Below are 25,052 nucleotides of genomic sequence, written 5' to 3'. Positions count from 1 at the left end.
GGACAAGATGGAAAAACCACGCCTCACACGCCGACCATTCCTGGCCGCGGCCCTTGCCGCCCCTTTTGCGGCGCATGCGCAGGCCGCCTGGCCCGATCGCCCGATCCGGCTGATCGTGCCCTTCGCCCCGGGCGGCACGACCGACATCGTGGCGCGGGTCCTGGCACCCAGGTTGACGACCTCGCTTGGCGTTTCGGTCGTGGTGGAGAACCGTGGCGGTGCCGGTGGCACGGTGGGCATGGAAATCGTCGCCCGCGCCCCGCCCGACGGATATACGCTGATGCTGGGCCATATCGGCACGCTCGGCGTGAACCCGACGCTCTATCCGCGCCTGTCCTTCGATCCGGTGGGTGGCTTCGCGCCGATTTCGATGCTGGCGCTGGTGCCCAATGTCCTGGCGGTGCACCCGGCTGTGCCGGCGCAGAACCTGCAGGAATTGCTGGCGCTGGCGAAACGCCGGCCCGGTGAACTGACCTATGGCTCCGCCGGCAATGGCAGTGCGGCGCATATCGCTGGCGCGGCCCTGGCGCATGCGGCCGGGGTGGAGTTCACCCATGTGCCCTATCGCGGCACCGGCCCGATGGCCAACGACCTGGTCGCGGGCACCATCAGCTTCACCATGAGCGGGGGCACCGCGGTGATGCCGCTGGTGCGTGACGGGCGGCTACGGGCGCTCGGCGTCTCCTCGGCGCAGAGGATGCAGGCCTATCCCGAAATCCCGACCATCGCCGAACAGGGCGTGCCGGGATTCGAGACGACGCAATGGTATTGCCTGGTCACCACGGCCGGCGTCCCCGCGCCGATCATCGCCCGGCTGAACGCGGAGGTGCATCGCGCGATGAACGATCCGGACGTCCAGGCCCGCCTGGCCGCCGAGGGCGCCGAATCCGCCCCCGGCACGCCGGAGGCGCTCGGCACCTTCATCCGCGCCGAGGTTGCCCGCTGGGCGGAGGTGATCCGCCTGACCGGGATGCGCGCCGATTGAATCAGCGCCCCCTGATTTAGCGGATGGCGCGGACCTGGGCGACCATCCGCTCCAGCGCCGGCGCGTCCACCGCCCCCGGCACCAGCATATGGGCGCCGGAGAAGACCAGCGCCGGCGTGCCCTCGATCCCGAGTTGCCGCGCCAGCGCCAGGTTCACGTCCAGGCGCCGCTGGATGGCCGGGTCGTCCATGTCCCGCCGCAGGCGGGCCCAGTCCAGGCCGACCCGCTCCGCCTGGCCGCGCATCACCGCCTCGGTCGGTTCGCCATTGACGCGCATCAGCGCATCGTAGAACGCCGGGTAGCGCCCCTGGCGATGGGCGGCCAGCAGCGCCCGGCTGGCCTGCACGCTGCCCGGGCCGAGGATCGGCAGGTCCTTCATCACGACGCGGACGTTCCGGTCGCGCGCCAAAAGCGCCTCCATGGCCGGGTGCAGTTGCTTGCAGTAGCCGCAGCGGGCGTCGAAGAACTCGACGATGGTGACATCGCCGGTGGCATTGCCCTTGATCGGGTCGGCGCTGTCGCGGAACAGCGCCTCGGCGCTGGCGATGATGGCGTCGCGCTGGCGGGTTTCGGCCTGGGCCGCCTCGGCCGCCTGGATCGCCGCCATGGCGTCGCGCAGGATCGAGGGGTCTTCGCGCAGCGCCCGGCGCAGGATGTCGACCACTTCGGCCCGTTGGGCGTCGGTCAGCGCCTGGGCCCAGGCGGGCAAGGTCACCGGCAGGGCCAATGCGGCGCCGAGCAGGCCGCGGCGGGCGAGGACGGTACTGGTCATCGGCGGGGCAATCCTTGTTGGCGCCGGGTGGCGTGGTGGAGGACCATGTTAGCGCGGCTGACGGGGTTGCGCAGGTCTGCCTGCGCCGCCGCGCGAAGGGGGTCCATGGCCCCCTCCGCCGGCTGGATCGGCCCGGTGGGGATGAACATGCGGTTGCCGGTTACGACGAAGGCGTTTATCGCGCTGTCCTGAATCAGCGTGATCCGCGCCGCGCAGGGCGAAACGCCCGCGGCACGGAACAGCGGATCGGCGTAGGCGCGGGGCAGGTTCTCCGTTTCCGCGTCCCGGATCATGACGATGCGCGGCGTGCTCTGGCCCGCTGCCGCATGGGGGAACATCGCCAGCATGACGACCAGGGCGGACACACAGGCAGCCAGCCGTTTCATGGCGGCGACACCCCCCCGCGAGGCGCGGCGGCCAGGGTTGCGGCTAATGGCCGGCGTGACGGCCGTGGGGCTGCTGGCGGGGTGCAGCAGCGTGTCCTCCGGCGTCAATTCGGTGCTGGGCCTCGGCGGTTCCACCGGCCCGACGCAGGGCCAGGCGGGCTTCGTGCGCGGCTTCCTGGGCCAGGTCGTGACGGATGAGCCACGGGCGGCCGTGGTCGCGCGCGAAATCCTGTCGGCCGGCGGCAGCGCGCAGGATGCGGCGGTGGCCGCGTCCTTCACCCTGGCCGTCACCTTGCCATCCCGCGCCGGGCTTGGCGGCGGCGGTGCCTGCCTGGTCTATGACCAGCGCCGGCGAGAGGCGGAGGCCGTGATCTTCCCCGCCGGCGCCCGCACCGACGTGGCCCCCGGCGCCGACCGGCCCGCGGCCATCCCGATGTATGCGCGCGGGCTGTTCGCCGTGCATGTGCGCGGCGGGCGGCTGCCTTTCGAACAATTGATCGCGCCGGCCGAGCAATCCGCCCGCTTCGGGACGGAGGTGTCGCGCGCCCTGGCCGCCGACCTGGCCGTCGCCGGCACCCCGCTGGTCGCCGACCCCTGGTCGCGCCAGTCCTTTGGCACGCCGGACGGGCGGCCCCTGGCCGAGGGCGCCAGGATGCAGCAGCCCGATCTCGCCTCCACCCTGGCCGCGCTGCGGACCGCCGGGGTTGGCGACATGTACCAGGGCGGGCTGGCGCGACGGATCGAGGATGTCTCCCCCGTCGCCGGCGCCGGGCTGACCGCGGCCGAGATGCGGGCGGGGCTGCCCCGTATCGTGCCGTCGCTGGACACGCCGGGCATTGCCTCGGGCGACCGCATCCACTGGCTGCCGACCGATGGCGGGCTGGCGGCCGCGGCGACCTTCCGCGCGCTGCAAGGCGGCGCCACGCCGCAGGCGGCGGCCGAGACCGGCCTGCGCGCCGCCCGCGCCCTGCGCATCGGCGGCGGCGATCCGGCCGCGATCCTGGCCAGCACCCCGGCCGGGGATGGCGCGTTTCCGTCACTGCCGGCCTCGACCTCACTGGTCGTGATGGACCGTGAGGGGGGCGCCGTCGCCTGTGCCTTCAGCCTGAACAACCTGTTCGGCACCGGGCGGGTGGCGCAGGGGCTGGGCTTCCTGTTCGGCGCCGCGCCGGGCATCGGCAGCATCGAGCCGCCGCTCTTGCCGGCCGCCATCGTCACCAGCAGCACCTTGCGGGCGTTCCGCGCGGCGGCGGCGGGTTCGGGGCAGTTCGCCGCACCGCTGGCGGTGGCCGGCCCGCTGCGGGAGGCGCTGCGTGGCGTCAGCGTGCCCGATGCCGTGGCGAATGGCGTGTCCGATCCGGGCCGTGCCAGCCTGGCCGGCTGCAGCAGGTATCTGCCGGGCGCGCCGGAAACCTGCCGGGCGGCGAGCGATCCGCGCGGCTTTGGCGTGGCGCTCGGCACGCTTGAATAGGGCGGGCGCGTCGTGGCGCTGAAAATCGGCCGGGGCGCGATGGCCCCGCCGTTCCTGGTCATGGATGTCATCGCGGCGGCGAATGCCCGGGCGGCCGCCTTGCCCCCCGGAGCGCCCGGTGTGATCCGCATGGAGGTCGGCCAGCCCGGCACCGGCGCCCCGCGCGGCGCGGCCGAGGCCGCGATCCGCGCGCTGCAGGCCGGCGCGCCGATGGGCTACACCGAAGCCTTCGGGAACCATTCGCTGCGCGCCCGCATTGCCGGGCATTATACGGCAAAATACGGCCATCCCGCCGATCCGGGCCGGATCGCGGTGACGGTCGGGGCCTCGGGCGCCTTTCCGCTGGCCTTCCTGGCCGGTTTCGACCGGGGCGACCGGGTGGCCATGGCGGCCCCCTTCTACCCGCCCTATGCCAATATCCTGGTGGCCCTGGGCATGGAGCCGCAATTGCTGCCGGCCGATGCCGCGACGAATTTCCAGCCGACGCTGGCGATGCTGGAGGCGCTGGACCCGCGCCCGGCAGGGCTGATCGTCGCCAGCCCCTGCAACCCGGCCGGCACCATGCTGCCGCCCGACGAATTGGCCGCCATCGCCCGCTGGTGCCACGCCAATGGCGTGCGGCTGGTGTCGGATGAAATCTACCACGGGCTGGCCTGGGGCCGGACGCCGGAGGCGACGGCGGCGGCGTATTCGCCCTCGGCCATCGTGGTGAATTCCTTCAGCAAGTATTTTTCCATGACCGGCTGGCGCATCGGCTGGCTGGTCTTGCCGGAAGACCTCGTCCGCCCGGTCGAATGCCTGGCCCAGAACATGTTCATCAGCGCCCCGCATATCGCCCAGGTCGCCGCCGAAGCCGCCTTCGACTGCATCGAGGAATGCGAGGCGAACCGCGCCCGCTATGCCCGCAGCCGTGCCGCCCTGCTGGAGGCGATGCCGCGCGCCGGGTTCGAGCGGCTGGCGCCCGCCGATGGGGCTTTCTACCTCTGGGCCGATGTCGGGCACCTGACCAATGACAGCGTCGCCTTCTGTGCGCGCATGCTGGATGAGGCTGGGATCGCGGCGACGCCGGGGGTCGATTTCGACCGCGAACGCGGGTCACGCTTCGTGCGGTTTTCCTACTGCGGGCCGGAGGCTGACATGGCGGAAGCCCCCACGCGCCTGGCGCGCTGGCTGCACCGCTGAGAACAAGAAAGCCCCACCGCCCCTTTCGGGACGATGGGGGAGGTGCCGGGTCGGCCTTGGGGAGAGGAGTGCCCCGTGGTTGCTGCCGACCGCGGTTTGGGGGGAGAGGGCCACCACGGGGTATGCGATGATGATGAAACGCGGAGATTGACGGGCGGTTTCCGGCGCATCGAAAAATTCTTCGCGTCGCCGCGCTTCGGCCGCAAACCACCCTGCCTATAGGCTTCGTGATGAAGCCCCCCCGCGCCGCGATCCTTGCCTGCCTGCTGCTGACGCTTGGCCTGTGGTGGTGGCCGAACCGGCCGCAGGGCGCCGATGTGCCGATGCCGACGGAACGCTTCAACAGCGTCTCCTTCGCGCCCTTCCGCGATGGCCAGTCGCCGCTGCGTGAACGCTTCCCGACCGCGGCCGAGGTCGATGCGGATATGCGCCTGGTCGCCCCCCGCGTCCGCGCCATCCGCACCTATGCCAATGCCGAGGCCCCTTACGACACCGCCGAGATCGCCGCCCGCCACGGCTTGCGCGTCTGGCAGGGCGCCTGGCTCGGCCGCGACCCGGCGCGCAACGAGATCGAGGTCGCGGGGCTGATCGCCAGCGCCAACCGCCACCCGGAGACCATCGAGCGCGTCGTCGTCGGCAACGAGGTTTTGTTGCGCCGGGACCTTCCGGTAACGGCCCTGGCGCAGGCGCTGGACCGGGTGCGCGCCGCAGTGCGCCAGCCCGTGACCTATGCCGATGTGTGGGAATTCTGGGAACGGAACCCCAGCCTCGCCGCACATGTCGACATCGTGACCATCCACATCCTGCCCTATTGGGAAGACGACCCGACCAATATCGACACCGCCATCGCCCATGTCGCCCAGGTGGTCCGCGACATGCGCCGGCTGTTCCCCGACAAGCCGATCGCGATCGGTGAGGTCGGCTGGCCATCGCGCGGCCGCTGGCGGGAGGATGCGGCGCCATCCCGGGTCAACCAGGCGCTGTTCCTGCGCCGTTTCGCCGCCTTGGCCGCGGCGGAAAACCTTGATTACAACATCATCGAGGCCTTCGATCAGGGCTGGAAATACAAGCTGGAAGGCACCGTCGGCGCCGCCTGGGGGCTATGGACGGCCGACCGCGCGCCGAAATTTCCGCTGACCGGTGGCGTGTCGGAAAATCCCGCCTGGGGGTTCTACGCCGGGGCGGCGATGTTGCTGTCGCTGGCTTTCTGGCGCGGCGCGCGCGATGCGCGGATGGTGGCGTTGAGTTTCGCCCTGGGCAACGCGCTGGCCTTCGCCTGGTGCGGCGGGGTGCCCTACGCCTTCGATGAACACCTGCAACTGGCCGTGGCGGTGAACCTCGCGGCCCAGGGCGGGCTTGCCTGGCTGATGCTGCGGCGGGCGGGGTTAGTCCTGGCGGGGGCCGTGGTGCCGCCGCCGCGCAATGCCGCCGATACCTTGACCTTGTTCCGCGGCCGCTGGCGCGACCTGGGGTTGGATGACGTGGCCTTCTTGTTTCTCGGCACCGCGCTGGTGTTGCAGGTGCTGCTGCTGATCGACCCGCGCTACCGCGACCCGCCGCTCGCGACCTTTGCCGTGCCGGTGGTGGTCGTGCTGGCGCGTTGGCTGATCGGGGATTTGCCGCGCGACGGCGGCGGGCGGGCCGAGTTGCTGGCCGGGGGCGGCTTGCTACTGACGGCCCTGGCCTGGGCGCTGACCGAGCATCCGGTGAATCGCGAGGCGATGCTCTGGACGCTCTGCGCCGTGGTGCTGGCCGCACCCGCACTGGCGCGGATGCGGCAGGGGGTCAAAACTCCGCCAGAAGCCGGCCAAAACCTTCCATCTGGTCGGTGATGCCATTGGCGCGCAGCGCGTGCCACCAGGTCGCGGTGTTGATCGCGATCACCGGCTTGCCCAGCCACATTTCCGCGGCGGCCGCGAAGCGGACCATGGACAGGTTGGTGCCGACCTGGACGATGGCATCGATATCATCGCCATCCAGGTCGTGCAGGACTTCACGCATCGTGGCCGGGGTGACTTCGGCGATGGCGGTCCAGGACAGGCATTGCAGGGCGCGGTCGCGCACGACCTCATAGCCCATGTCACCGAAATAGCGCGCGACCTCGGTGTTCATGCTGGGCCAGTAGGGCGAGACGACCGCCAGGCGCTTCACCCCGCCATAGGCCTTCAGCGCCGCGGCGCAGGCGTGGGAGCCGACGCTGATCTTCACGCCGCTTTCATCCTCGACGCTCTTGATGAAGCGATCCGCGCCGACGGCGCCATCGAAGAAGGTGACCGCGCTCATGCCCATCACCAGGTAGTCGGGCTTGCAGGTCATGACGCTGCGCACGGCATCCAGCGTATTGCCGGCAATGACTTCGGCGCCGGCGCGGAAGGTTTCGTTGCTGATCGCACTCGCATTCGGCGTGTAGATGCGGCTGTAGTGGGCCGTGACGCCGATCGGCCGCATCATGTCGAAATCCGGCTGAACGACGGTATTGGTGGAGGGGCCGAGGACGCCGAACTTGCGCCGCCAACCAAGGACATCAGACATCGTATTCGCCTCTCTGCGCGTTGCCGGGGCGCAGGTTGCCACAGACCGCGGCAGGAGGAACCACCGCCCAGCCCATTTTTGCCCCGGTGGTGCTTGTGGCCGGGCGCGATGCGGCGATAACAACCAGGCAATGTCGCGGTGCCCTTGCCCGCCGATGGAGAGCCAGCCCCGATGTTCAACATCCCGACGAACCGCCGCAGCCTGTTCGGGGCAGCCCTGCTGCCGCTGGCCCCCGGCGTCGCCTCGGCCCAGGAGGCCTGGCCCGCGCGGTCGCCGCGCTTCATCGTGCCGGGACCGGCGGGCGGCGCCGGCGACGTGATCGCGCGCATCGTGATGGAGCGGGTTGGCGCCCGCATCGGCCAACCGATCGTGATCGAGAACCGGGCCGGTGCCGGAACCAACATCGGCATGACGGTGCTCGCCCGCTCCCCCGCCGATGGCTACACCATTGGCCTCGCGAGCATCGCGAGCCATGCGGTGAACATCACCCTCTACAAGAACATGCCCTTCGATCCGGTGCGCGATTTCGCCCCCGTGACGCTGATGGCGCTGGTGCCGAACCTGATGGTCGTGCCGGCGTCCCTGCCGATACAGACGGTGGCGGATTTCATCGCCTATGCCCGCACCCGGCCGGGGCAGATCAATTTCGGCTCGGTCGGCGCGGGGTCGTCGCAGCACCTGGCGGGGGCCCAGTTCTCCCAGGCGACAGGGATCGAGATGCAGCACATCCCCTATACGAACGGGGGGCAGATGAACACGGACCTGATCGAGAACCGCGTGCAGGTGCTGTTCCAGTCGGTCAGCGCAGTGACGGAACTGGCCAAGGCCGGTCGCATGCGCCCGTTGGCGGTCACCGGCATGGAACGCGCGCCGGCTTTCCCGGAGGTCCCGACCCTGCGTGAGGCCGGGGTGGATATCGTGTCCACCGGCTGGTTCGGCGTGCTCGCCCCGGCCGGGACGCCGGAGCCGATCCTGGAGCGGCTGTTCCAGGAAACCACTGCCGTGTTGCGGGAGCCCGAGATCGCGGCGCGGATCATCGCCGGTGGCAGCGTGCCGCAGCCTTCGGCCAGCCGCGCCGCCTTCGCCGCCTTCATGGCGGCGGAAACCGCCCGCTGGCGCCCGGTGGTGGTCGCGACCGGGGCCAGCGTGGACTGATCAGGCGGCGGCGGCTTCGACCTCCGCCCTGGTCATCAGGTCGGCGTATTTCTGGCCCATGTCGAACAGGTTCGCGTCATGCGGTCCGATCGCGCGGTCGCCGACGCAATCCGTCGCGACGATGCAGCGGAAGTCATGCTGCATCGCGTCCACCACCGTCGCCCGCACGCAGCCGGAGGTCGTGCAGCCCGCGACGACGACGGTATCGACGTGGCGGAAGGTCAGCCAACCGGCCAGGGGCGTGTTGAAGAAGCCCGAGGCGCCGCGCTTGCGGACGATCAACTCACCCGGCACGGGCGTCAGTTCCGGCACGATCTGCGACAGCGCCGCCGTTTCGGTCAGCTTCAGCAGCGACGGCGCCTTCAGCGTGAAGACGCCCGCATCGCTGCCGTCATCGGCATAGACCACGCGGGTATGCGCGATGGGCCAGCCATGGCTGCGGGCAAAGGCCAGCAGCCGCACGGTTTCCGCGATGGCCGGCCCGATGTTGCCGCCGCCGAAATGCGCGGGGTCGGCAAAGCCCTCGACATAATCCACGATGACCAGCGCCGGCGTCTTGCCGATGCCGGACCGGTTTCCCATGCCCTGGCGGGCATAGATCTCGGCGTCGCTCTCGTTGCTCATGCCACCGCCTCCAGGTCCCGCAGGCTTTGGATCATGCTGGTGCGCAGCAGGTAGGCGCGGTGGCGAACCGGGTCGGCCACCGTGGCGCGCAGATCGTCCAAAAAGGCTTTGCGCGCCTCCGGGTCCTTCTGGTTCAGGATGCTGCGGTTGCGCAACGCCTGCTGCTGCACGACTTCCTTCGCCACCTTCTGGCGCTGGCGTTCGTAGCGCCCCATGCTTTCGATCGGCGCACCCTTCCAGACCGCGGCCAGTTTCTCGGTCAGGTTCAGCGCATCATGGATGCCGCCGTTCATGCCCATGCCGCCGAGCGGATTGTTCACATGCGCCGCATCGCCCGCCAGGAAGGCGCGGCCGGCGATGTAGCTGTCGGCCACACGTTCGTGCACGCGATAGGCCGTCTTGTGGCGGATCGTGTAGGGCGCCGCGTTCGGCAGGACCTGCTGCATCCGCGCCTCGATCCGGGCTTCGGACAGCATGACGTCTTCCGGTTCATTCGCATCGGTCGGCAGCAGCAGGCGCCACAGGCTCGCGGTCCGCAGCAGAACGAACCATTCGTCGGGGTCGCTGATATAGGCGATGTTGGTCAGGTCCGGGATCGCGTCGTGATAGGCGAAGGGCGTGGACAGGGTCAGGTAGAGTTCCGGGATCGTCTGGCCCTCGAAGCCGATGTCGAGGCTCTTGCGCACGGCACTGCGTGCCCCATCGGCGCCGATCAGGTAGCGGCCGCGAAGGCTGTCCAGGCTGCCATCGGGGCGTTCGATCGTCAGGGTCACGCCCGTCGCGTCCTGCGCGACCTCCGCCCCACGGGCGTCATAGATGAATTCGACGGCCGGGTTCGTCGCCAGCACGTCGCGCAGCATGCGCGTCAGGCGCCATTGTTCGCATTGCAGGCGGAAGGGGTGGCGGGTGTCGCCGGCGATCATCGCGTGGTCGAAGGTGGCGATGGGGCCATCCTTGCGGTCGCGGAACTGCCAGGTGGGGCAGATCAGCCCCTGTTCCACCATGGCCGGGACCACGCCGAAACGTTCCAGCATGTCGAGCGTCGGCGGGTGGAAGGTGCTGGCGCGCAAGCCATCCGGCAGGTCGCGTTCGGCTTCGGCGATCGCGACGGGAATGCCCTCGGCGGCGAGGGATGCCGCCGCGACCAGCCCGACCGGGCCGGCGCCGACGATGATGACGCGATCTTCCTGCATGCGAACTCCTGACTGCCAAACGGGGCCTACATGGCACGAATCGGCGCGGGGGAAGACCCCTCAGACAGCCAAACCCATGCGCCCAATGCAGCGCCGGCCACGCCCCAGGTCATGTTGAAGTTGACCACCGCGACGGCCCCCATGGCGACGGCGGCAACACGTACGGGAAAGGGCGCACCGCGCAGCGCCCAAAGCCCGAGCACCAGCGCCGCGCCGCCAAAGACCTGCCAGTGCTGCAACCACAGCAACACCGCGCGCGGTTCGCAGGCCAGCATCCGTGGCTGCTGCGCGCAGGCGGAAAACGCCGCGGGTTCGACACCCAGCGCGCGATAGAGCGCCATCAGCCCATAGGCCGCCACCACAACCAAAACGCCGGCCGCATCGTATCGTTTCATGTCGCAACCCATGCCGTGGGTTGATGGCGGCTTGATGGCGCGCATCTATGACGCATGGATATCCCCTTTCTGCGCCGCCGTCCCAATGTCGCCGTCATCCGGCTGGACGGCGTCATCGCGCCGCAGCCGGGGGGTTTCGGTGCGCCGACCTTGTCGGCACAACGGCTGAACCCGGTCATCGAGCGCGCCTTCAAGCTGCCGCGTCTGGCGGGGGTGATGCTGGCGGTGAATTCGCCCGGCGGGTCGGCCGCGCAATCCAGCCTGATCGCCGCCCGCATCCGCGCCATGGCGGAGGAGAAGGCGGTGCCAGTCGTCGCGGTGGTGGAGGATGCGGCGGCCTCCGGCGGCTATTGGCTGGCCTGTGCGGCGGATGAGATCATCGTGGACCCGACCAGCATCCTCGGTTCCATCGGCGTGATCTCGGCCGGCTTCGGGTTTGCCGATGCCATCGCCCGGATCGGGGTGGAACGGCGCGTGACCACGGCGGGCACGGAAAAATCCCTGATGGATCCCTTTCGGGCCGCGACCCCGGCGCAGCAGGCACGGCTGGAGGAATTGCTCGCCACCCTGCACGAAGAATTCAAGACCTGGGTCCGCGGCCGCCGCGCCGGCAAGCTCAAGGCCGAGGAAGACGCCCTATTCACCGGCCGCTTCTGGACCGGGCGGGAGGCGGTGGCGCTGGGCCTGGCCGATGGCTTCGGCACCCTGCATGGCGAGGCAAAACGCCGCTTTGGCGACAAGGCCAGGCTGGTCCCGATCGGCCAGCCCCGGCGCAGCCTGCCCTGGCGCTTGCTGGGCGGGACGGGCATGGCGACGGAGGCGGTGGAGGCCGCTTTCACCGCCGCGGAACACCGCGCGGCCTGGTCCAGGATCGGGTTGTAACACCCCTTCCTTGCCGGCACTTCGGGGCCGCGCCTATGTTGCGGCCGACCAGAGACCCGAATTGCGCGAGATGACCGGAAAACCTCCATCTTTTCAAGAGATCATCCTGCGCCTGTCCGCCTTCTGGGCGGCCCAGGGCTGCGTGATCCTGCAGCCCTACGACATGGAAATGGGGGCGGGCACCTTCCACCCGGCGACGACCCTGCGCGCGTTGGGGCCAAAACCCTGGCGCGCCGCCTATGTGCAGCCAAGCCGCCGCCCAGCCGATGGCCGCTATGGCGAGAACCCCAACCGGCTGCAGCATTATTACCAATACCAGGTCATCCTGAAGCCGAGCCCGGCCGATCCGCAGGCGCTGCTGCTGGACAGCTACCGCGCGCTCGGCATCGACCCGCTGCTGCACGACATCCGCTTTGTCGAGGATGACTGGGAAAGCCCGACCCTGGGCGCCTGGGGCCTGGGCTGGGAGGTCTGGTGCGATGGGATGGAGGTGACGCAATTCACCTACTTCCAGCAGGTCGGCGGCCTGGCCGTGGACCTGCCGAGCGCCGAACTGACCTATGGGCTCGAACGGCTGGCGATGTATGTGCAGGGGGTCGAGAACGTCTACGACCTCGACTACAACGGCCAGGGCGTGACCTACGGCGACGTGTTCCTGCGGGCGGAGCAGGAGTTCTCCGCGCATAATTTCGAGGCCGCGGACGTGGCGATGTTGTTCCGCCATTTTGCCGATGCCGAGGCGGAATGCACGGCGTTGCTGGACCAAAAACTGGCGCTGCCGGCCTATGACCAGTGCATCAAGGCGTCGCATCGCTTCAACCTGCTGGATGCGCGCGGCGCGATCAGCGTCACCGAACGCGCCGCCTACATCGGCCGCGTGCGCACGCTGGCGAAGGCGTGTTGCGATGCCTGGGTGGCGGGTACGCCGGCGTGATGGTAGAATAAGATAGGTTGGTTCTACCGCGAGGACGCCATGGGGCAACTCAATATCAAGGACGAGGCGTTGATCGCCGATGCGCGCCGGCTGGCCGAGCGCCGCGGCACCAGCATCACCGCCGCCTTGCGGGAGGCGGTGGCCGCTGCCCTGGCACAGGATGCCGCGGCGCGGGAGGCACGGGTGCAGGCGATCCTGGAGATCGGGCGCGCCGCCGGGAAGCTGGTGCCGCCGGGTGTGACCAGCGATCATTCGGACATGTATGACGAAAACGGCCTGCCGAAATGATCCTCGACAGCTCCGTACTAATCGCCATCCTTTTCGATGAGCCGGAGGCCGATGGATTGGCCGCGACCATCGCTGGCGCGGATCGCCTGGCGATGGCGGCGCCAACGCTTGTCGAGGCCACCATGGTGACGGAAGGCCGTGCAAGCCCGGGGATGCGCGAGAAGCTCGAAGCCCTGATGGCGACCATCGACCCCGAGGTGGTACCCTTCACCGCCGAACACGCCGGGTTGGCGATCGACGGCTGGCGCCGCTTCGGCAAAGGGCGCCACCCGGCCGGGCTTAACCTCGGCGACTGCTTCGCCTATGCGCTGGCCAAGGCGCGGGGCGAGCCCTTGCTGTTCAAGGGCGATGATTTTGCCCGGACCGATGTGAAGGTGGCGATCTAGTGCCTGAACTGCTGCTCGAATTGTTTTCGGAGGAGATCCCGGCGCGGATGCAGGCGCGGGCGGCCGACGACCTGCTTCGGTTCTTGGCCGATGCCTTGGCGCCGGCCGGGCTGGTGCCGAGCGCGCCGCGCGTGTTCCACGGCCCGCGCCGTATCGCGCTGTCTTGCGTGCTGCCTTCCGCCACCGCCGCTGAAACGCGAGAGGAACGCGGCCCCCGGCAGGGCGCCCCGATCGCCGCCATCGAGGCGTTTTGTCGCGGCAAGGCACGCCTTGCGCCGGAGGCCGCGGCCGAAGCCGCGGCTTTGCTGGCGACGGGTGGGACCTTTGCGGCCGAGGGCGTTTCCATCGCGCTGAGCGACACCGGCAAAGGCGTTTTCGTCCTGGCGCGGCTGGACCGCCCGGGCCGCGCCACCGCCGATGTGCTGGCCGAGGTGATCCCGGCCATCCTGCGCCGCTTTCCCTGGCCGAAATCCATGCGCTGGGGCGGCACATCCGCCTTCACCTGGGTGCGGCCGCTGAAGCGCATCCTGTGCCTGTTCGATGGCGCGGTGGTGCCCTTCGGCCTGCGGCATGGCGATGATGACGGGCACGGGCTGGCGTCGGGCGACCTGACCGAGGGGCATCGTCTGATGTCCCCCGGCGCCTTCGCCGTGACGAATGCCGCCGAGTGGGAAGCCGGGCTGCGGGCGCGGCACGTGGTCGCGGATGGCGGCGAACGACTGCGCTTCCTGCGCGACGGCATCACGGCCCTGGCCGAGGCCGAAGGGCTTGAGGTGGTGCCCGACGAAGCCCTGATGGCGGAAATCGCCGGGCTGGTGGAATGGCCCGTGCCGCTGCTGGCGCGCATCGACGACGCCTTCATGGACCTGCCGCCCGAGGCGATGCGCACGACCATGCGCGCTAATCAGAAATACGTGTCGCTGCGCCATCCCGATGGCCGGGCGGCTCCGCGTTTCGCGCTGGTTGCGAATATCGCGGCATCGGATGGCGGGGCGGCGATCATCGCGGGCAATGAGCGCGTGCTGCGCGCGCGCCTGTCGGATGCACGTTTTTTCTGGGACCAGGACCGCAAGCAGAGGCTCGAAGCCTGGCTGCCGAAGCTCGACAGCGTGGTGTTCCACCAGAAACTCGGCACGCAGGGCCAGCGTGTGGCGCGGCTGGAGAAATTGGCGACCTGGCTGGCCCCGCGCCTCGGCGCCGATCCCGTGCAGGCGGGTCGGGCTGCCCGCCTGGCCAAGGCCGATCTCGCGACCGGCATGGTCGGCGAATTCCCGGAATTGCAGGGCATCATGGGGCGCTACTACGCCCAGCATGATGGCGAGGCGCCCGAGGTCGCCGCGGCCATTGGCGAACACTATCGCCCCGCCGGCCCCGGTGACCTGGTGCCCGCCGCCCCGGTCAGCGTCGCGGTGGCCCTGGCCGACAAGCTGGACCAACTGGCCGGGTTCTTCGCCCTGGACGAACGCCCGACCGGCAGCGGCGATCCCTATGCGTTGCGCCGCGCGGCCCTCGGCGTCATCCGCATCATCCGCGAGAATGCGCTGCGGCTTGGCCTGTCCGACGCGATCGGCGAAGCCTTCTTCGGCTTCCCCCAGGCGGTCGGCGCGACGGCCTCGCCCGAATTCGGCATGGCGGTGGCGACCGAGGTCATGGCGACCGGCTGGTCGGCCCCCGCCAATGCCGCGCATCCGCCGATGGTGGCGGCCTTTGCCCAGGGATTGTTGCAGTTCATCGGCGAACGCCTGCGCGTGCAATTGCGGGTCGAGGGCGAACGCCACGACATCGTCGCCGCGGCTTTTGGTGCCGGCGGCGAGGATGACCTGGTGCGCCTGCTCGCCCGCGCCGATGCGGTGCGCGAAATGCTGGAACACGCCGATGGCGCCGACCTGCTGGCCGCCTATCGCCGCGCCGCGAATATCCTGCGCATCGAATCCAAGAAAGACGGTGCCGGTTTCGCCGACCCGGTCGATCAAGCGTTGCTGGGCCTGCCGGCCGAAAGCGAATTGGCATCGGGGCTGGCCACCGGGGGCGCCGATCTGGCGCAGGAGGATTTCCACGCCGCCTGCACCTGGCTGATGCGACTCAGCCCAAAGATCAACGAATTCTTCGCTGCCGCCATGATCAACGACCCCGATCGCGCCATCCGCGCGAACCGGCTCCGCTTGCTGCAAAAATTCGTCGATGCCGTGAACCGCGTCGCCGACCTGTCAAAGATCGAAGGATAACCGCCATGAGCCACCAATGGGTCTATTCCTTCGGCGCCAGCCTGAACGAGGGCGGCACCGGGATGCGCAACCTGCTCGGCGGCAAGGGTGCGAACCTGGCCGAAATGGCGGGCATCGGCCTGCCCGTGCCCCCCGGCTTCACCATCACGACCGAGGTCTGCACGGCCTATTACGAAAACGGCCGGACATACCCGGCCGAGTTGGAAGCCCAGGTCGAAGCCGGGCTGAAGCGCATCGAAGACGCCACCGGCATGGTGTTTGGCGACAATCACAAGCCGCTGCTCGTCTCCGTCCGCTCCGGCGCCCGCGTGTCGATGCCGGGCATGATGGACACGGTGCTGAACCTTGGCCTGAACGATGCGACGGTGGAAGGCCTGGCGGCCGCCTCGGGCGATGCGCGCTTTGCCTGGGACAGCTATCGCCGCTTCATCCAGATGTATGGCTCGGTCGTGCTGAACGTGGACCACCATCGGTTCGAGGAGATCATCGAATCGGTGAAGCTGGACACCGGCGCTATCGAGGACACGCAGCTTTCCGCGCAGGACTGGCACCGCGTGGTCCATGGCTACAAGGAAATGGTCGCCGAGGAGACGGGGCGTCCGTTCCCGCAGGCACCGCATGAACAGCTTTGGGGCGCGATCGGCGCCGTCTTCGGGTCATGGATGAACCCGCGCGCCAATACCTACCGCCGCCTGAACGATATCCCCGCGACCTGGGGCACGGCCGTCAACGTGCAGGCCATGGTCTTTGGCAACATGGGCGAGGATTGCGCGACGGGCGTCTGCTTCACCCGCGACCCCAGCACCGGCGAGAACATCTTCTACGGCGAATACCTGATCAATGCGCAGGGCGAGGATGTCGTCGCCGGCATCCGCACGCCGCAGCCGATGGCCCAGCTCAAGGCCAAGCCCAACGAGGTCAGCATGGAAATCGCCATGCCGAAGGCCTACGCCGAGCTCGTCGCGGTGCGCGAAAAGCTTGAGAAGCACTACACCGACATGCAGGACATCGAATTCACCGTCCAGCAGAACAAGCTCTACATGCTGCAGACCCGCAACGGAAAGCGCACCGCCGCGGCCAGCCTGAAGATCGCGGTCGACATGGCCGAGGAAGGCCTGATCGACCGCACCGAGGCCGTGCGCCGCGTGAACCCGGGCGCGCTGGACCAGTTGCTGCACCCGACCTTGGACCCCAAGGCCCCGCGCAAGCTGCTCTCCAAGGGCCTGCCCGCCAGCCCCGGCGCTGCCTCCGGCGTCGTCGTGTTCAATTCGGATGAGGCGGAGACCCGTGCCGCCAAGGGCGAGGCGGTCATCCTGGTCCGCATCGAAACCAGCCCCGAGGATATCCACGGGATGCACGCCGCACGCGGCATCCTGACCACGCGCGGCGGCATGACCAGCCACGCGGCCGTGGTCGCACGCGGCATGGGCCGGCCCTGCGTCGCCGGCGCCGGCGGCGTGCAGGTCGACTACCATGCCCAGGCCCTGGCGGCCGGCGGCCACATCATCCGCGGTGGTGAGACCATCACCCTGGATGGCGCCACCGGCGAGATCTTCATCGGGCATGTCGCGATGATCGAACCGCAACTCTCGGGCGACTTCGCGACCCTGATGAGCTGGGCCGACGGCGTGCGCCGCCTGAAGGTGCGCGCCAACGCGGAAACCCCTCTCGACGCCGATACCGCCCGCCGCTTCGGCGCCGAGGGCATCGGCTTGTGCCGCACCGAACACATGTTCTTCGACCCCGCCCGCATCGGCGCGGTGCGCCAGATGATCATGAGCGAGACCGAGGGCGGGCGCCGCGATGCGCTGTCCAAGCTGCTGCCGTTCCAGCGCGAGGATTTCGCCGAACTCTTCCGCATCATGGCGGGGCTGCCCGTCACCATCCGCCTGCTCGACCCGCCGCTGCATGAATTCCTGCCGCATAAGGACGAGGAGATGGCGGAGGTCGCCGTCAGCCTGGGGGCCGACCTCGCCACCATGCAGCGCCGCGCCGCCGACCTGGCGGAAGCCAACCCGATGCTCGGCCACCGCGGCTGCCGCCTCGGCATCACCTACCCCGAGATCTACGCGATGCAGTCGCGCGCGATCTTTGAGGCCGCGATCATCGTCGCCAAGGAAACCGGCAAGCCGGTGGTGCCCGAGATCATGATCCCGCTGGTCGGCATCAAGCGCGAACTCGACATCACCCGCGCCCAGGTCATCCAGATCGCCGAAGAGGTCTTTGCCGAGGCGGGGTCGCGGGTCGACTACATGGTCGGCACCATGATCGAACTGCCGCGCGCGGCGCTGACGGCGGATAAGATCGCCGATGCCGCTGACTTCTTCTCCTTCGGCACGAACGACCTGACCCAGACGGTGTTCGGCCTGTCGCGCGACGATGCCGGCAAGTTCCTGCCCTACTACGTCGACCACGACATCCTGCCGAAGGACCCATTCGTGTCCATCGACGTCGAGGGCGTTGGCGCGCTGATCGCCATCGCGGCGGAGAAGGGGCGGTCCGTGAAACCCGACCTGAAGCTGGGGATCTGCGGCGAGCATGGCGGCGATCCGGCCAGCATCCAGTTCTGTGAGTCGATCGGGCTGGATTACGTGTCCTGCTCGCCCTACCGCGTGCCGGTCGCGCGGCTGGCGGCGGCGCAGGCGGCCCTGGCCGTGTTTGGGATCGACCGCACGGCGTAGCGGGAAGGGGGCGCGCCTGGCGCCCCCGCGCCCCTGGCGGCGTGGCATGGAAAACATCGACCGGCCACGAAATGGCACTGGTCGCAGCGGCCGTCGCCGTGGTCACGTGATCTGGCGGCCCCGATGACCTTGGCCATGCCGTGGCCGTTTTCGCGCGATGCTGCCCTGTCGGTTGCCGCGCTTGTCCCGGTTGCCTACCTGCCTGTACGCAACCGTTTTGGCGTAGATCAACCTGCGTACCCGGCCCAACTGCACGAAGGGAGGCGTCGTCATGGACTACCAGGGTTTTTTCCGTAAGCAGCTCGACGGCCTTCGGCAGGAAGGCCGCTATCGCGTTTTTGCTGACCTGGAACGTCATGCGGGGGATTTTCCGCGCGCCACGCGCCACCAGGGCGGCAAGACCGATCAGGTCACCGTCTGGTGTGCGAACGACTACCTTGGCATGGGGCAGCATCCGGCGGTGCTGGCCGCGATGCATGAGGGGATCGACCGCTGCGGCGCCGGCGCCGGCGGCACGCGCAACATCGCCGGCACCAACCACTACCATGTGATCCTGGAACAGGAACTGGCCGACCTGCATGGCGCCGAGGCGGCGCTGCTGTTCAACTCCGGCTACATGTCCAACTGGGCGTCGCTGGAAACCCTGGCCTCCCGCCTCCCGGGCTGCATGGTCCTGTCCGATGAATTGAACCACGCCTCGATGATCGAGGGCATTCGCCACAGCCGCGCCGAACGCCGCATCTGGGCGCACAATGACGTCGCGGATTTGCGCCGCAAGCTGGCCGACCTCGACCCCGACCGGCCGAAGCTGATCGCCTTCGAATCCGTCTATTCGATGGATGGCGACATCGCGCCGATCAAGGAGATCTGCGACGTCGCGGATGAGTTCGGGGCGATGACCTACCTCGATGAGGTGCATGCGGTCGGGCTCTATGGCCCGCGCGGCGGCGGCATCGCCGAACGGGAGGGCCTGTCGGCGCGGCTGACGGTCATCGAGGGCACGCTGGCCAAGGGCTTTGGCGTCGTGGGCGGCTATATCGCGGGGTCTGCCGCGATGTGCGACTTCATCCGCAGCTTTGCCTCGGGCTTCATCTTCACGACGTCGATGGCGCCCGCCTGCGCCGCCGCCGCGATCGCCAGTATCAAGCATTTGAAGGTCAGCGCGGTGGAGCGTGACCGGATGCACAACCGCGTCGCCCTGCTGCGGGCCAGGCTGACCGCCATGGGCGTGCCGCACCTGGACAACCCCAGCCACATCGTCCCGGTCATGGTCGGCGACCCGGTGCAGTGCAAGCGCATCAGCGATCGTCTGCTGGATCATTACGGAATCTATGTGCAGCCGATCAACTATCCGACCGTGCCGCGCGGCACGGAACGGCTGCGCATTACGCCGTCGCCTTTGCATACCGATGCCGATATTGATCTTCTGGTCGGCGCGCTGTCGACGATCTGGTCTGAACTCAGCCTGAAACGCGCGGCTTGACCCGGATTTGGCAGTAACCACGAGTAATTCGTAATCGCGCCTTGTCGCGATTATTGTCAAACGCAGTTGCAACCTTTCGGGTCGCTGCCACGTTCACGATGCTGGCAAGCCGGAAGGGGAGATGCTTCGTATGCAATACGATATAGGCCGGCGTTCCGCGTATCGCGCGGTCCTGGGGGCGGGCCTTGGTGCCGTCGCGGGTGTCGTCGCGCCTGCCCGCGCCCAGGAAAAGATGGCGCAATCCATGGTCATGTACCAGGCGACCCCCCAGGGTGCGCAGCGCTGCGACAATTGCCTGCACTGGCAGGCGCCGGCGGCCTGCGCCATCGTCGCCGGCACCATCGCGCCGGCCGGCTGGTGCGGTGTATGGGCCGCCAAGCCGTCTTAACGCGAGATAATCACCAGGATTTGCACGATCGCGGCGACGACCATCAGGACCAGTACGATTCGTCGCAACGTTGCCATGGGCGGCATGTTCATCCTCCGTGTCGTGCCAAAAGTCCGTGTAGCAGCGCTTTCACGGTCGCGGCCTCTCCCGGCCTCATCCGGGCGATGACTGTCGCTTCATGCGCGCGGGCGGCGTCGACCAGGCCCGCCGCGGCGACGGCCCCCTGCTCGGTCAGGCGTACCCGGACGATGCGGCCATCGCCGGCATCGACGCCGCGTTCCACCAGGCCCTCCCGCGCCATGCGGTCCAGCGTCTTGGTCATGGTGGGTTGTTGCATCAGGCAGGCATCGGCCAGGACCCCCACCGATTCCCCGCCGCTGCCATGCAGGGTTGCCAGCACGCGCCATTCGGCGACGCCGACATCCTGGGTGCGCAACACCTTGTGGAACTCGGCCGACACGGTGTGGCTGGCGCGCGCCAGCAGATAGAGCAGATACTCGTCGATGAAGCGGGGTTCGCGGGCCACAGGGGGAAGCTAGCGCAGTATGAAGCCCGCGTCATTTCATGCCTATTCATGGATCTCGCCCCGTGCTGCGATGCGCCCATGCTGACCGACCGGATCGAAGCCCCCTGGCTGGATGCTTTTGCCGCCGTCTTCCGCCTCTGCAAGGTGACGCCGGGTGAGGTTGTCTGCCTGCTGGCCGAAAGCCAGTCGCGGGCGCTGAACATCGACCTGGCCGAATTCGCCCTGCTGCGGCTGGGCTGCCGGCCCTTCCGCTGCGTGGTGCCGACCCCGGCGAGTTCCGCCCCGGTGCCGGTGCGATCGACCGGGGCCAGCCGGGCGCTGGGGCAGCATCCGGCGGTGATGGCAGCGCTGGCCGCTTCCTCCCTGGTGGTGGACCTGACGCTTGAGGGCTTGCTGCATGCCCCCGAATTGCCCGCGATCCTAAAATCCGGCGCACGGGTGTTGATGGTCAGCAACGAACACCCCGAGGCGCTGGCCCGGCTAATCCCCGTCCCCGACGACATGGCGCCGGTCAAGGCCGGCATCGCGCGCGCCCGCGCCGCCCGGCGCATGAACGTGACCAGCGCCGCAGGCACCGACCTGGTCGTGGACATGACGGGGGCCGCCGTCGCCGGCGTCTGGGGCTGGACGGACCGCCCCGGCACGGTCGCGCATTGGCCGGGCGGCGTGGTCGTCGCCTTCCCGCGCGCCGGCACGGTGAATGGCACGCTGGTGCTGGCGCCAGGCGACGTGAACCTGACCTTCAAGCGCTATCTGGCGGATGCGGTGCGGCTGAACATCGTCGACGACCACATCGTGGAGATCGAAGGCAGCGGCACCGATGCCGAACTCATGCGGCGCTATCTTGCGGCCTGGGGCGATCGCGCGGCCTATGCCGTGTCCCACGTCGGCTGGGGCACCAATCCGCGAGCGCGGTATGAGGCGCTGGCCATGTACGACCAGCGCGACACCAATGGCACGGAATTGCGCGCGGTCGCGGGGAACTTCCTGTTCTCGACCGGCGCGAATGAATTCGCGGGGCGGTATACGGAGGGGCATTTCGACATCCCCTGTTTCGGCACCACCATCGCGCTGGATGGAGAGGTCGTGGTGCGCGAAGGTGTCTTGCTGTGATCGAAGCCGGGCAGGGGCGGGCCGTGCTGTTGCTGCACGGGATCGGCGGGCGGGCCTGTCTCTGGCAACCCACATTGGACGCGCTGGCACCGCGGGCGCGGGCCGTGGCCTGGGACATGCCGGGCTATGACGGCGGTGCTGTGCTGGACCCGATGAGTTTCGGCACCTTGGCCGCGGCCGCCGTCACGCTGCTGGACCGCCTGGGCATCGCGCGCGCCGATGTGGTCGGGCATTCCATGGGCGGGATGGTGGCGATCGAGATGGGCATCGCGCATCCGGACCGCGTGCGGTCCTTGTGCCTTGCCGCGACCTCGGCCGCGTTTGGCGGCAAGGATGCCGCCTTCCGCGACGCCTTCCTGGCCGCGCGCCAAAAACCGCTGGAGGAAGGGCGCGGCATGGCCGGGGTCGCGGCCGATCTGGTCCCCGGCATGGCCGGCCCCGCCGCCGACCCCGCCGCGGTGCCCGCCGCGCAGGCGGCGATGGCCACGGTGCCGGAGCCCGCCTATCGCGCCGCCCTGGCCTGCCTCACCGGCTTCGACCGTCGCGCCGACCTGTCGCGCATCACCGCCCCCACCCTGGTGCTGGCGGGCGAGGCCGATGCCACCGCCCCCCCGCGTGGCATGGCCCGCCTGGCCGAAGCCATTTTGGGCGCGCGCTTTGCGGTGATCCCTGGCGCGGGCCATCTGCTGCCGCTTGAGGCGCCCGACGCCTTCCATGCGGCCCTGCTGCGGTTCCTCGACAGCGTGCCGGCATGACCGCGTCGCCGATCTTCGACCCGGCCGCCTGGCGCCTGACGCCGTTTGAAGCGGGCCTCGTCCAGCGCGCCCAGGAATTTTCCGCGCGCGTCCTGGCCCCGCGTGCGGCGCGCTGGGACCGGGACGCCGCCTTTCCCGCCGAAAACTACGCCGATATGCACCGCGAAGGCTGGCTCGGAATCTGCGTCCCCCAAGCCGAGGGCGGCATGGGTGCGGGGTTCCGGGCCTATTGCCTGGCGGCGGCCGAATTCGGCCGGCATTGCGGCGCCACGGCGCTGACCTGGAACATGCATGTGTGCAGCACGCTCTGGACCGGGATGCTGACCGACGACCTGGACATGGAACCCGCCACGCGTGCGACGCATCTCGCGCGGCGCCAGAAACACTACGCGGGCATCCTGAACGATGGGCTGATCTATTCGCAGCCGTTTTCCGAAGGCGGCGCGGCGGCGGCGGGCGGGGTCGCCTTCGGCACCACGGCGCGGCGCGTCGATGGCGGCTTTGTCGTGAACGGCAAGAAGATCTTTGCCAGCCTGTCCGGCCATGCCCATCGCTACGGCATCCTGGCGACCGAGGACCACGGCGAACGCCTGTCGCGCCGCGACACGCTGTATCTGGCCGTGCCGGCCGACGCGCCGGGGGTCAGCGTCACCGGCGATTGGGACCCCTTGGGGATGCGCGGCACGGTCAGCCGCACCCTGCTGTTCAAGGACGTGTTCGTCGCCGGGGATGCGGCGCTGATGCCGGACGGGCTGTATTTCCAGGCGGCATCGCGCTGGCCGCACATGTTCCTGACCTTGTCGCCGACCTACATGGGCCTGGCCCAGGCCGCCTATGATTTCTGCGTGCGCTATCTGCGCGGCGAAATACCCGGCACGCCCCCGGTCAAGCGCCGCATGTACCCGACCAAGCAGATCGCCGTCGCGCAGATGAACATCATGCTGGAACAGACCAAGGCGCTGTGGTTCCAGTCGATCACCGAAGCCGGCCCCGATCCGACGAAGGAACAGGTGCTGCGCGCCTATGCCGCGCAGCACAGCGTGATGGAAAACGCCAATGCCATCGCCACCCTGGCCATCCGCACCTGCGGTGGCCAGGCGATGCTGAAATCGCTGCCGCTGGAACGCATCTACCGCGACAGCCGCTGCGGCGGGTTGATGCTGCCCTGGACCGCCGAACTCTGCGTCGACCGCCTCGGACGCGAGGCTCTGTACGAACGCGGCGAAACCGACGCGTGAGCACGCTGCCCGACTGGTTCCGCCACGCCCGCCCCGTGATCACCGCGGGGGATGCGGTCTGGGATCATGAGGATCTGGTCGGCGCCGCGCTGGAGGTCGCCGACCGCCTGCGCGCCGAGGGTATCGCCCCCGGCGACCGCATCGGCTGGTTTGGCCACAACGACCCCTGGATGCTGGCGACCCTGCTGGCCTGCGCCCGGCACGGCGTGATCCTGACGCCGCTGAACTGGCGCCTGGCCTCCGAGGAACTCCGCTGGATCGCCGAGGATGCGGGGCTGCGCCTGGTGTTTCGCGGCCCCGGCGTCGCGTCGCCTCGCGCCTGGCTGCCGCAGGGCGCGGTGTCGGTGCCGTCCGACTTGTCGGATGTCGCGTTGGATGCGCTGGGCGGACCGCAGATCGGCGCCGGCGAGGAGCAGGCCGATGCGCCGCTGCTGCTGGTCTATACCAGCGGCACCTCCGGCCGCCCGAAGGGCGTGGTGCTGACCCAGGCGGCGATCGAGGCCAATGCCCGCCATGCCGTCGCCCTCTTCGGGCTGACCGCCGAAGATCATGTGCTGACCGTCCTGCCGATGTTCCATGTCGGCGGCTTGTGCATCCAGACCCTGCCGGCCCTGCGTGCGGGGGCGCGGGTCACGCTGCATCCGCGCTTCGACCCCGATGCCTTCTTCGACACCGTGGCGCGGGAGCGCCCGACCGTGACCCTGCTGGTTCCGACGGTGATGCGGGCACTGGTGAGCCATCCGCGCTGGGCCTCGGCCGACCTGACCAGCCTGCGCACGATCGGGGCCGGGTCGTCGGAGGTGCCGCGTGACCTGATCGACGCCTTTCATGCCCGGAATATCCCTGTCCAGCAGGTCTATGGCACGACCGAAACCGGCCCCATCGCCATCGCGCAGACGGAAGAGGAGGCTTGGGCAGCGCCCGGCTCTCTCGGCCGCCCGGTGGCCGAGGCGCGGGTCGGGGCCGACGGGCAGATCCACGTTCGCGGCCCCAACCTGTTTTCCGGCTATTGGCAGGCTGGCGCCCTGGCACCCCGGGGAGATGAGTGGTTCGCCACCGGCGACATCGGCCATGCCGATGCCGAGGGTCGCTGGTGGTTCACCGACCGTCTCGGCAACCTGATCATCTCCGGCGGCGAGAATATCGTGCCGGCCGAGGTCGAGCGCGTCCTCGCCACCGCCCCCGGTGTCGCGGAGGGCGCGGTCTGCGGCCGCCCCGACCCCCGATGGGGTGAGGTGCCGGTCGCGGTGGTCGTGCCCGGACCTGACTTCGACCGGGCCGCAGTGCTTGCGCATTTCGAAGGCAGGCTCGCTCGCTTCAAGCATCCACAGGCAGTGGTGGTAGTGCCGGCATTGCCGCGCACGGCCTTGGGAAAGGTCGCGATGCCGGCGCTCCGGGTGTTGGCGGCCAGGGACGAAAACGGGGCGGGGTAGCCCTGGCGTCGGTCTTTCGCCATAA

Annotated in this window: 24 protein-coding genes; 17 read left to right on the top strand and 7 right to left on the bottom strand. The window is 69.2% G+C overall.

The annotated features are described in order from the left end of the window. The first annotated feature begins 7 nt into the window (after positions 1-7). Positions 8-985, top strand: a complete 978-nt coding sequence (locus ACQW02_RS21930; RefSeq protein WP_431282036.1) for a Bug family tripartite tricarboxylate transporter substrate binding protein — start codon at positions 8-10, stop codon at positions 983-985. Between the two features lie 16 nt (positions 986-1,001). On the opposite strand, the gene ACQW02_RS21925 is transcribed toward ACQW02_RS21930, so the two are convergent. Together ACQW02_RS21925 and ACQW02_RS21920 are read right to left on the bottom strand one after the other, a co-directional pair. Further along, positions 1,002-1,757, bottom strand: coding sequence for a DsbA family protein (locus tag ACQW02_RS21925; protein ID WP_431282035.1), 756 nt, complete (start codon positions 1,755-1,757; stop codon positions 1,002-1,004). Then, complete coding sequence (locus tag ACQW02_RS21920) at positions 1,754-2,143, bottom strand: hypothetical protein (RefSeq protein ID WP_431282034.1); 390 nt, start codon at positions 2,141-2,143, stop codon at positions 1,754-1,756. Before ACQW02_RS21920 ends, ACQW02_RS21925 begins: the two co-directional genes overlap by 4 nt. Between ACQW02_RS21920 and ACQW02_RS21915 the strand changes: the two genes are divergently transcribed. The 3 genes from ACQW02_RS21915 (at position 2,142) to ACQW02_RS21905 (ending at position 6,628) form a co-directional block, all read left to right on the top strand. Then, positions 2,142-3,614 carry a gamma-glutamyltransferase gene (locus ACQW02_RS21915; RefSeq protein ID WP_431282033.1) on the top strand — a complete coding sequence of 491 codons (1,473 nt, stop codon included), beginning with the start codon at positions 2,142-2,144 and terminating at the stop codon, positions 3,612-3,614. The two genes, ACQW02_RS21920 and ACQW02_RS21915, sit on opposite strands and share 2 nt — an antisense overlap. A gap of 12 nt (positions 3,615-3,626) precedes the next feature. Next, positions 3,627-4,796, top strand: coding sequence for a pyridoxal phosphate-dependent aminotransferase (locus ACQW02_RS21910; protein ID WP_431282032.1), 1,170 nt, complete (start codon positions 3,627-3,629; stop codon positions 4,794-4,796). A gap of 230 nt (positions 4,797-5,026) precedes the next feature. Further along, positions 5,027-6,628: a glycoside hydrolase gene (locus ACQW02_RS21905; RefSeq protein ID WP_431282031.1), complete on the top strand. Its 1,602-nt coding sequence runs from the start codon at positions 5,027-5,029 to the stop codon at positions 6,626-6,628. Here ACQW02_RS21905 and ACQW02_RS21900 read toward each other — a convergent pair. Continuing rightward, positions 6,582-7,328 (bottom strand): maleate cis-trans isomerase family protein, encoded by a 747-nt coding sequence (locus ACQW02_RS21900; RefSeq protein ID WP_431282030.1) that lies wholly within the window; start codon positions 7,326-7,328, stop codon positions 6,582-6,584. The two genes, ACQW02_RS21905 and ACQW02_RS21900, sit on opposite strands and share 47 nt — an antisense overlap. 171 nt (positions 7,329-7,499) lie before the next feature. On the opposite strand from ACQW02_RS21900, the gene ACQW02_RS21895 reads away from it, so the two are divergent. Further along, positions 7,500-8,483 (top strand): Bug family tripartite tricarboxylate transporter substrate binding protein, encoded by a 984-nt coding sequence (locus ACQW02_RS21895; RefSeq protein WP_431282029.1) that lies wholly within the window; start codon positions 7,500-7,502, stop codon positions 8,481-8,483. On the opposite strand, the gene ACQW02_RS21890 is transcribed toward ACQW02_RS21895, so the two are convergent. The 3 genes from ACQW02_RS21890 to ACQW02_RS21880 are packed head-to-tail and all read right to left on the bottom strand — an operon-like array spanning position 8,484 to position 10,695. Continuing rightward, on the bottom strand, positions 8,484-9,107 hold the full coding sequence (locus ACQW02_RS21890; protein WP_431282028.1) for an isochorismatase family protein: 624 nt from the start codon (positions 9,105-9,107) through the stop codon (positions 8,484-8,486). After that, a complete protein-coding gene (locus ACQW02_RS21885; RefSeq protein WP_431282027.1) occupies positions 9,104-10,300 on the bottom strand; it encodes an FAD-dependent oxidoreductase in 1,197 nt (398 codons plus the stop codon). Before ACQW02_RS21885 ends, ACQW02_RS21890 begins: the two co-directional genes overlap by 4 nt. Before the next feature lie 26 nt (positions 10,301-10,326). Further along, positions 10,327-10,695, bottom strand: a complete 369-nt coding sequence (locus ACQW02_RS21880) for a hypothetical protein (RefSeq protein WP_431282026.1) — start codon at positions 10,693-10,695, stop codon at positions 10,327-10,329. A gap of 54 nt (positions 10,696-10,749) precedes the next feature. On the opposite strand from ACQW02_RS21880, the gene ACQW02_RS21875 reads away from it, so the two are divergent. The 8 genes from ACQW02_RS21875 to ACQW02_RS21840 all read left to right on the top strand — a co-directional run bounded on the left by ACQW02_RS21875 (position 10,750) and on the right by ACQW02_RS21840 (position 19,962). Further along, positions 10,750-11,577, top strand: a complete 828-nt coding sequence (locus ACQW02_RS21875) for a S49 family peptidase (protein WP_431282025.1) — start codon at positions 10,750-10,752, stop codon at positions 11,575-11,577. A gap of 70 nt (positions 11,578-11,647) precedes the next feature. Then, positions 11,648-12,511, top strand: a complete 864-nt coding sequence (locus tag ACQW02_RS21870) for a glycine--tRNA ligase subunit alpha (RefSeq protein ID WP_431282024.1) — start codon at positions 11,648-11,650, stop codon at positions 12,509-12,511. A gap of 39 nt (positions 12,512-12,550) precedes the next feature. Next, entirely contained in the window at positions 12,551-12,799 is a 249-nt protein-coding gene (locus ACQW02_RS21865) for a type II toxin-antitoxin system VapB family antitoxin (RefSeq protein ID WP_431282023.1), read from the top strand. After that, positions 12,796-13,185 (top strand): type II toxin-antitoxin system VapC family toxin, encoded by a 390-nt coding sequence (locus ACQW02_RS21860; protein ID WP_431282022.1) that lies wholly within the window; start codon positions 12,796-12,798, stop codon positions 13,183-13,185. Before ACQW02_RS21865 ends, ACQW02_RS21860 begins: the two co-directional genes overlap by 4 nt. Continuing rightward, positions 13,185-15,410 carry a glycine--tRNA ligase subunit beta gene (gene glyS, locus ACQW02_RS21855; RefSeq protein WP_431282021.1) on the top strand — a complete coding sequence of 742 codons (2,226 nt, stop codon included), beginning with the start codon at positions 13,185-13,187 and terminating at the stop codon, positions 15,408-15,410. Before ACQW02_RS21860 ends, glyS begins: the two co-directional genes overlap by 1 nt. A 5-nt stretch (positions 15,411-15,415) precedes the next feature. Continuing rightward, complete coding sequence (gene ppdK / locus ACQW02_RS21850; RefSeq protein WP_431282020.1) at positions 15,416-18,091, top strand: pyruvate, phosphate dikinase; 2,676 nt, start codon at positions 15,416-15,418, stop codon at positions 18,089-18,091. 271 nt (positions 18,092-18,362) lie between these two features. Then, a complete protein-coding gene (hemA, locus tag ACQW02_RS21845; RefSeq protein WP_431282019.1) occupies positions 18,363-19,574 on the top strand; it encodes a 5-aminolevulinate synthase in 1,212 nt (403 codons plus the stop codon). 130 nt (positions 19,575-19,704) lie between these two features. Next, positions 19,705-19,962 carry a high-potential iron-sulfur protein gene (locus ACQW02_RS21840; RefSeq protein WP_431282018.1) on the top strand — a complete coding sequence of 86 codons (258 nt, stop codon included), beginning with the start codon at positions 19,705-19,707 and terminating at the stop codon, positions 19,960-19,962. 88 nt (positions 19,963-20,050) lie between these two features. Here the strand turns inward: ACQW02_RS21840 and ACQW02_RS21835 are convergent, their stop codons facing one another. Next, positions 20,051-20,488 (bottom strand): MarR family winged helix-turn-helix transcriptional regulator, encoded by a 438-nt coding sequence (locus tag ACQW02_RS21835; RefSeq protein ID WP_431282017.1) that lies wholly within the window; start codon positions 20,486-20,488, stop codon positions 20,051-20,053. Between the two features lie 48 nt (positions 20,489-20,536). On the opposite strand from ACQW02_RS21835, the gene ACQW02_RS21830 reads away from it, so the two are divergent. The 4 genes from ACQW02_RS21830 to ACQW02_RS21815 are packed head-to-tail and all read left to right on the top strand — an operon-like array spanning position 20,537 to position 25,027. After that, positions 20,537-21,601 (top strand): 2,5-dihydroxypyridine 5,6-dioxygenase, encoded by a 1,065-nt coding sequence (locus tag ACQW02_RS21830; RefSeq protein ID WP_431282016.1) that lies wholly within the window; start codon positions 20,537-20,539, stop codon positions 21,599-21,601. After that, entirely contained in the window at positions 21,598-22,356 is a 759-nt protein-coding gene (locus tag ACQW02_RS21825; protein ID WP_431282015.1) for an alpha/beta fold hydrolase, read from the top strand. Before ACQW02_RS21830 ends, ACQW02_RS21825 begins: the two co-directional genes overlap by 4 nt. Further along, positions 22,353-23,594 carry an acyl-CoA dehydrogenase family protein gene (locus ACQW02_RS21820; protein WP_431282014.1) on the top strand — a complete coding sequence of 414 codons (1,242 nt, stop codon included), beginning with the start codon at positions 22,353-22,355 and terminating at the stop codon, positions 23,592-23,594. Before ACQW02_RS21825 ends, ACQW02_RS21820 begins: the two co-directional genes overlap by 4 nt. Continuing rightward, complete coding sequence (locus ACQW02_RS21815; RefSeq protein WP_431282013.1) at positions 23,591-25,027, top strand: class I adenylate-forming enzyme family protein; 1,437 nt, start codon at positions 23,591-23,593, stop codon at positions 25,025-25,027. The genes ACQW02_RS21820 and ACQW02_RS21815 overlap by 4 nt, the downstream gene beginning before the upstream one ends. Positions 25,028-25,052 lie beyond the last annotated feature (25 nt).

It is taken from the genome of Humitalea sp. 24SJ18S-53, from assembly GCF_050632385.1.
Taxonomy (GTDB): domain Bacteria; phylum Pseudomonadota; class Alphaproteobacteria; order Acetobacterales; family Acetobacteraceae; genus Humitalea.
The sequence above is the reverse complement of the archived record's forward strand: the minus strand, read 5'-3'. Positions and strand labels throughout refer to the sequence as shown.

Excerpts from the sequence above, each read along its gene's own strand:
- ACQW02_RS21930 (WP_431282036.1), top strand. The coding sequence starts at position 8 with ATGGAAAAACCACGCCTCACACGCCGACCATTCCTGGCCGCGGCCCTT.
- ACQW02_RS21925 (WP_431282035.1), bottom strand. The coding sequence starts at position 1,757 with ATGACCAGTACCGTCCTCGCCCGCCGCGGCCTGCTCGGCGCCGCATTG.
- ACQW02_RS21915 (WP_431282033.1), top strand. The coding sequence starts at position 2,142 with ATGGCGGCGACACCCCCCCGCGAGGCGCGGCGGCCAGGGTTGCGGCTA.
- ACQW02_RS21920 (WP_431282034.1), bottom strand. The coding sequence starts at position 2,143 with ATGAAACGGCTGGCTGCCTGTGTGTCCGCCCTGGTCGTCATGCTGGCG.
- ACQW02_RS21905 (WP_431282031.1), top strand. The coding sequence starts at position 5,027 with ATGAAGCCCCCCCGCGCCGCGATCCTTGCCTGCCTGCTGCTGACGCTT.
- ACQW02_RS21900 (WP_431282030.1), bottom strand. The coding sequence starts at position 7,328 with ATGTCTGATGTCCTTGGTTGGCGGCGCAAGTTCGGCGTCCTCGGCCCC.
- ACQW02_RS21895 (WP_431282029.1), top strand. The coding sequence starts at position 7,500 with ATGTTCAACATCCCGACGAACCGCCGCAGCCTGTTCGGGGCAGCCCTG.
- ACQW02_RS21890 (WP_431282028.1), bottom strand. The coding sequence starts at position 9,107 with ATGAGCAACGAGAGCGACGCCGAGATCTATGCCCGCCAGGGCATGGGA.
- ACQW02_RS21885 (WP_431282027.1), bottom strand. The coding sequence starts at position 10,300 with ATGCAGGAAGATCGCGTCATCATCGTCGGCGCCGGCCCGGTCGGGCTG.
- ACQW02_RS21880 (WP_431282026.1), bottom strand. The coding sequence starts at position 10,695 with ATGAAACGATACGATGCGGCCGGCGTTTTGGTTGTGGTGGCGGCCTAT.
- ACQW02_RS21875 (WP_431282025.1), top strand. The coding sequence starts at position 10,750 with ATGGATATCCCCTTTCTGCGCCGCCGTCCCAATGTCGCCGTCATCCGG.
- ACQW02_RS21870 (WP_431282024.1), top strand. The coding sequence starts at position 11,648 with ATGACCGGAAAACCTCCATCTTTTCAAGAGATCATCCTGCGCCTGTCC.
- ACQW02_RS21865 (WP_431282023.1), top strand. The coding sequence starts at position 12,551 with ATGGGGCAACTCAATATCAAGGACGAGGCGTTGATCGCCGATGCGCGC.
- ACQW02_RS21860 (WP_431282022.1), top strand. The coding sequence starts at position 12,796 with ATGATCCTCGACAGCTCCGTACTAATCGCCATCCTTTTCGATGAGCCG.
- ppdK (WP_431282020.1), top strand. The coding sequence starts at position 15,416 with ATGAGCCACCAATGGGTCTATTCCTTCGGCGCCAGCCTGAACGAGGGC.
- hemA (WP_431282019.1), top strand. The coding sequence starts at position 18,363 with ATGGACTACCAGGGTTTTTTCCGTAAGCAGCTCGACGGCCTTCGGCAG.
- ACQW02_RS21840 (WP_431282018.1), top strand. The coding sequence starts at position 19,705 with ATGCAATACGATATAGGCCGGCGTTCCGCGTATCGCGCGGTCCTGGGG.
- ACQW02_RS21830 (WP_431282016.1), top strand. The coding sequence starts at position 20,537 with ATGGATCTCGCCCCGTGCTGCGATGCGCCCATGCTGACCGACCGGATC.
- ACQW02_RS21820 (WP_431282014.1), top strand. The coding sequence starts at position 22,353 with ATGACCGCGTCGCCGATCTTCGACCCGGCCGCCTGGCGCCTGACGCCG.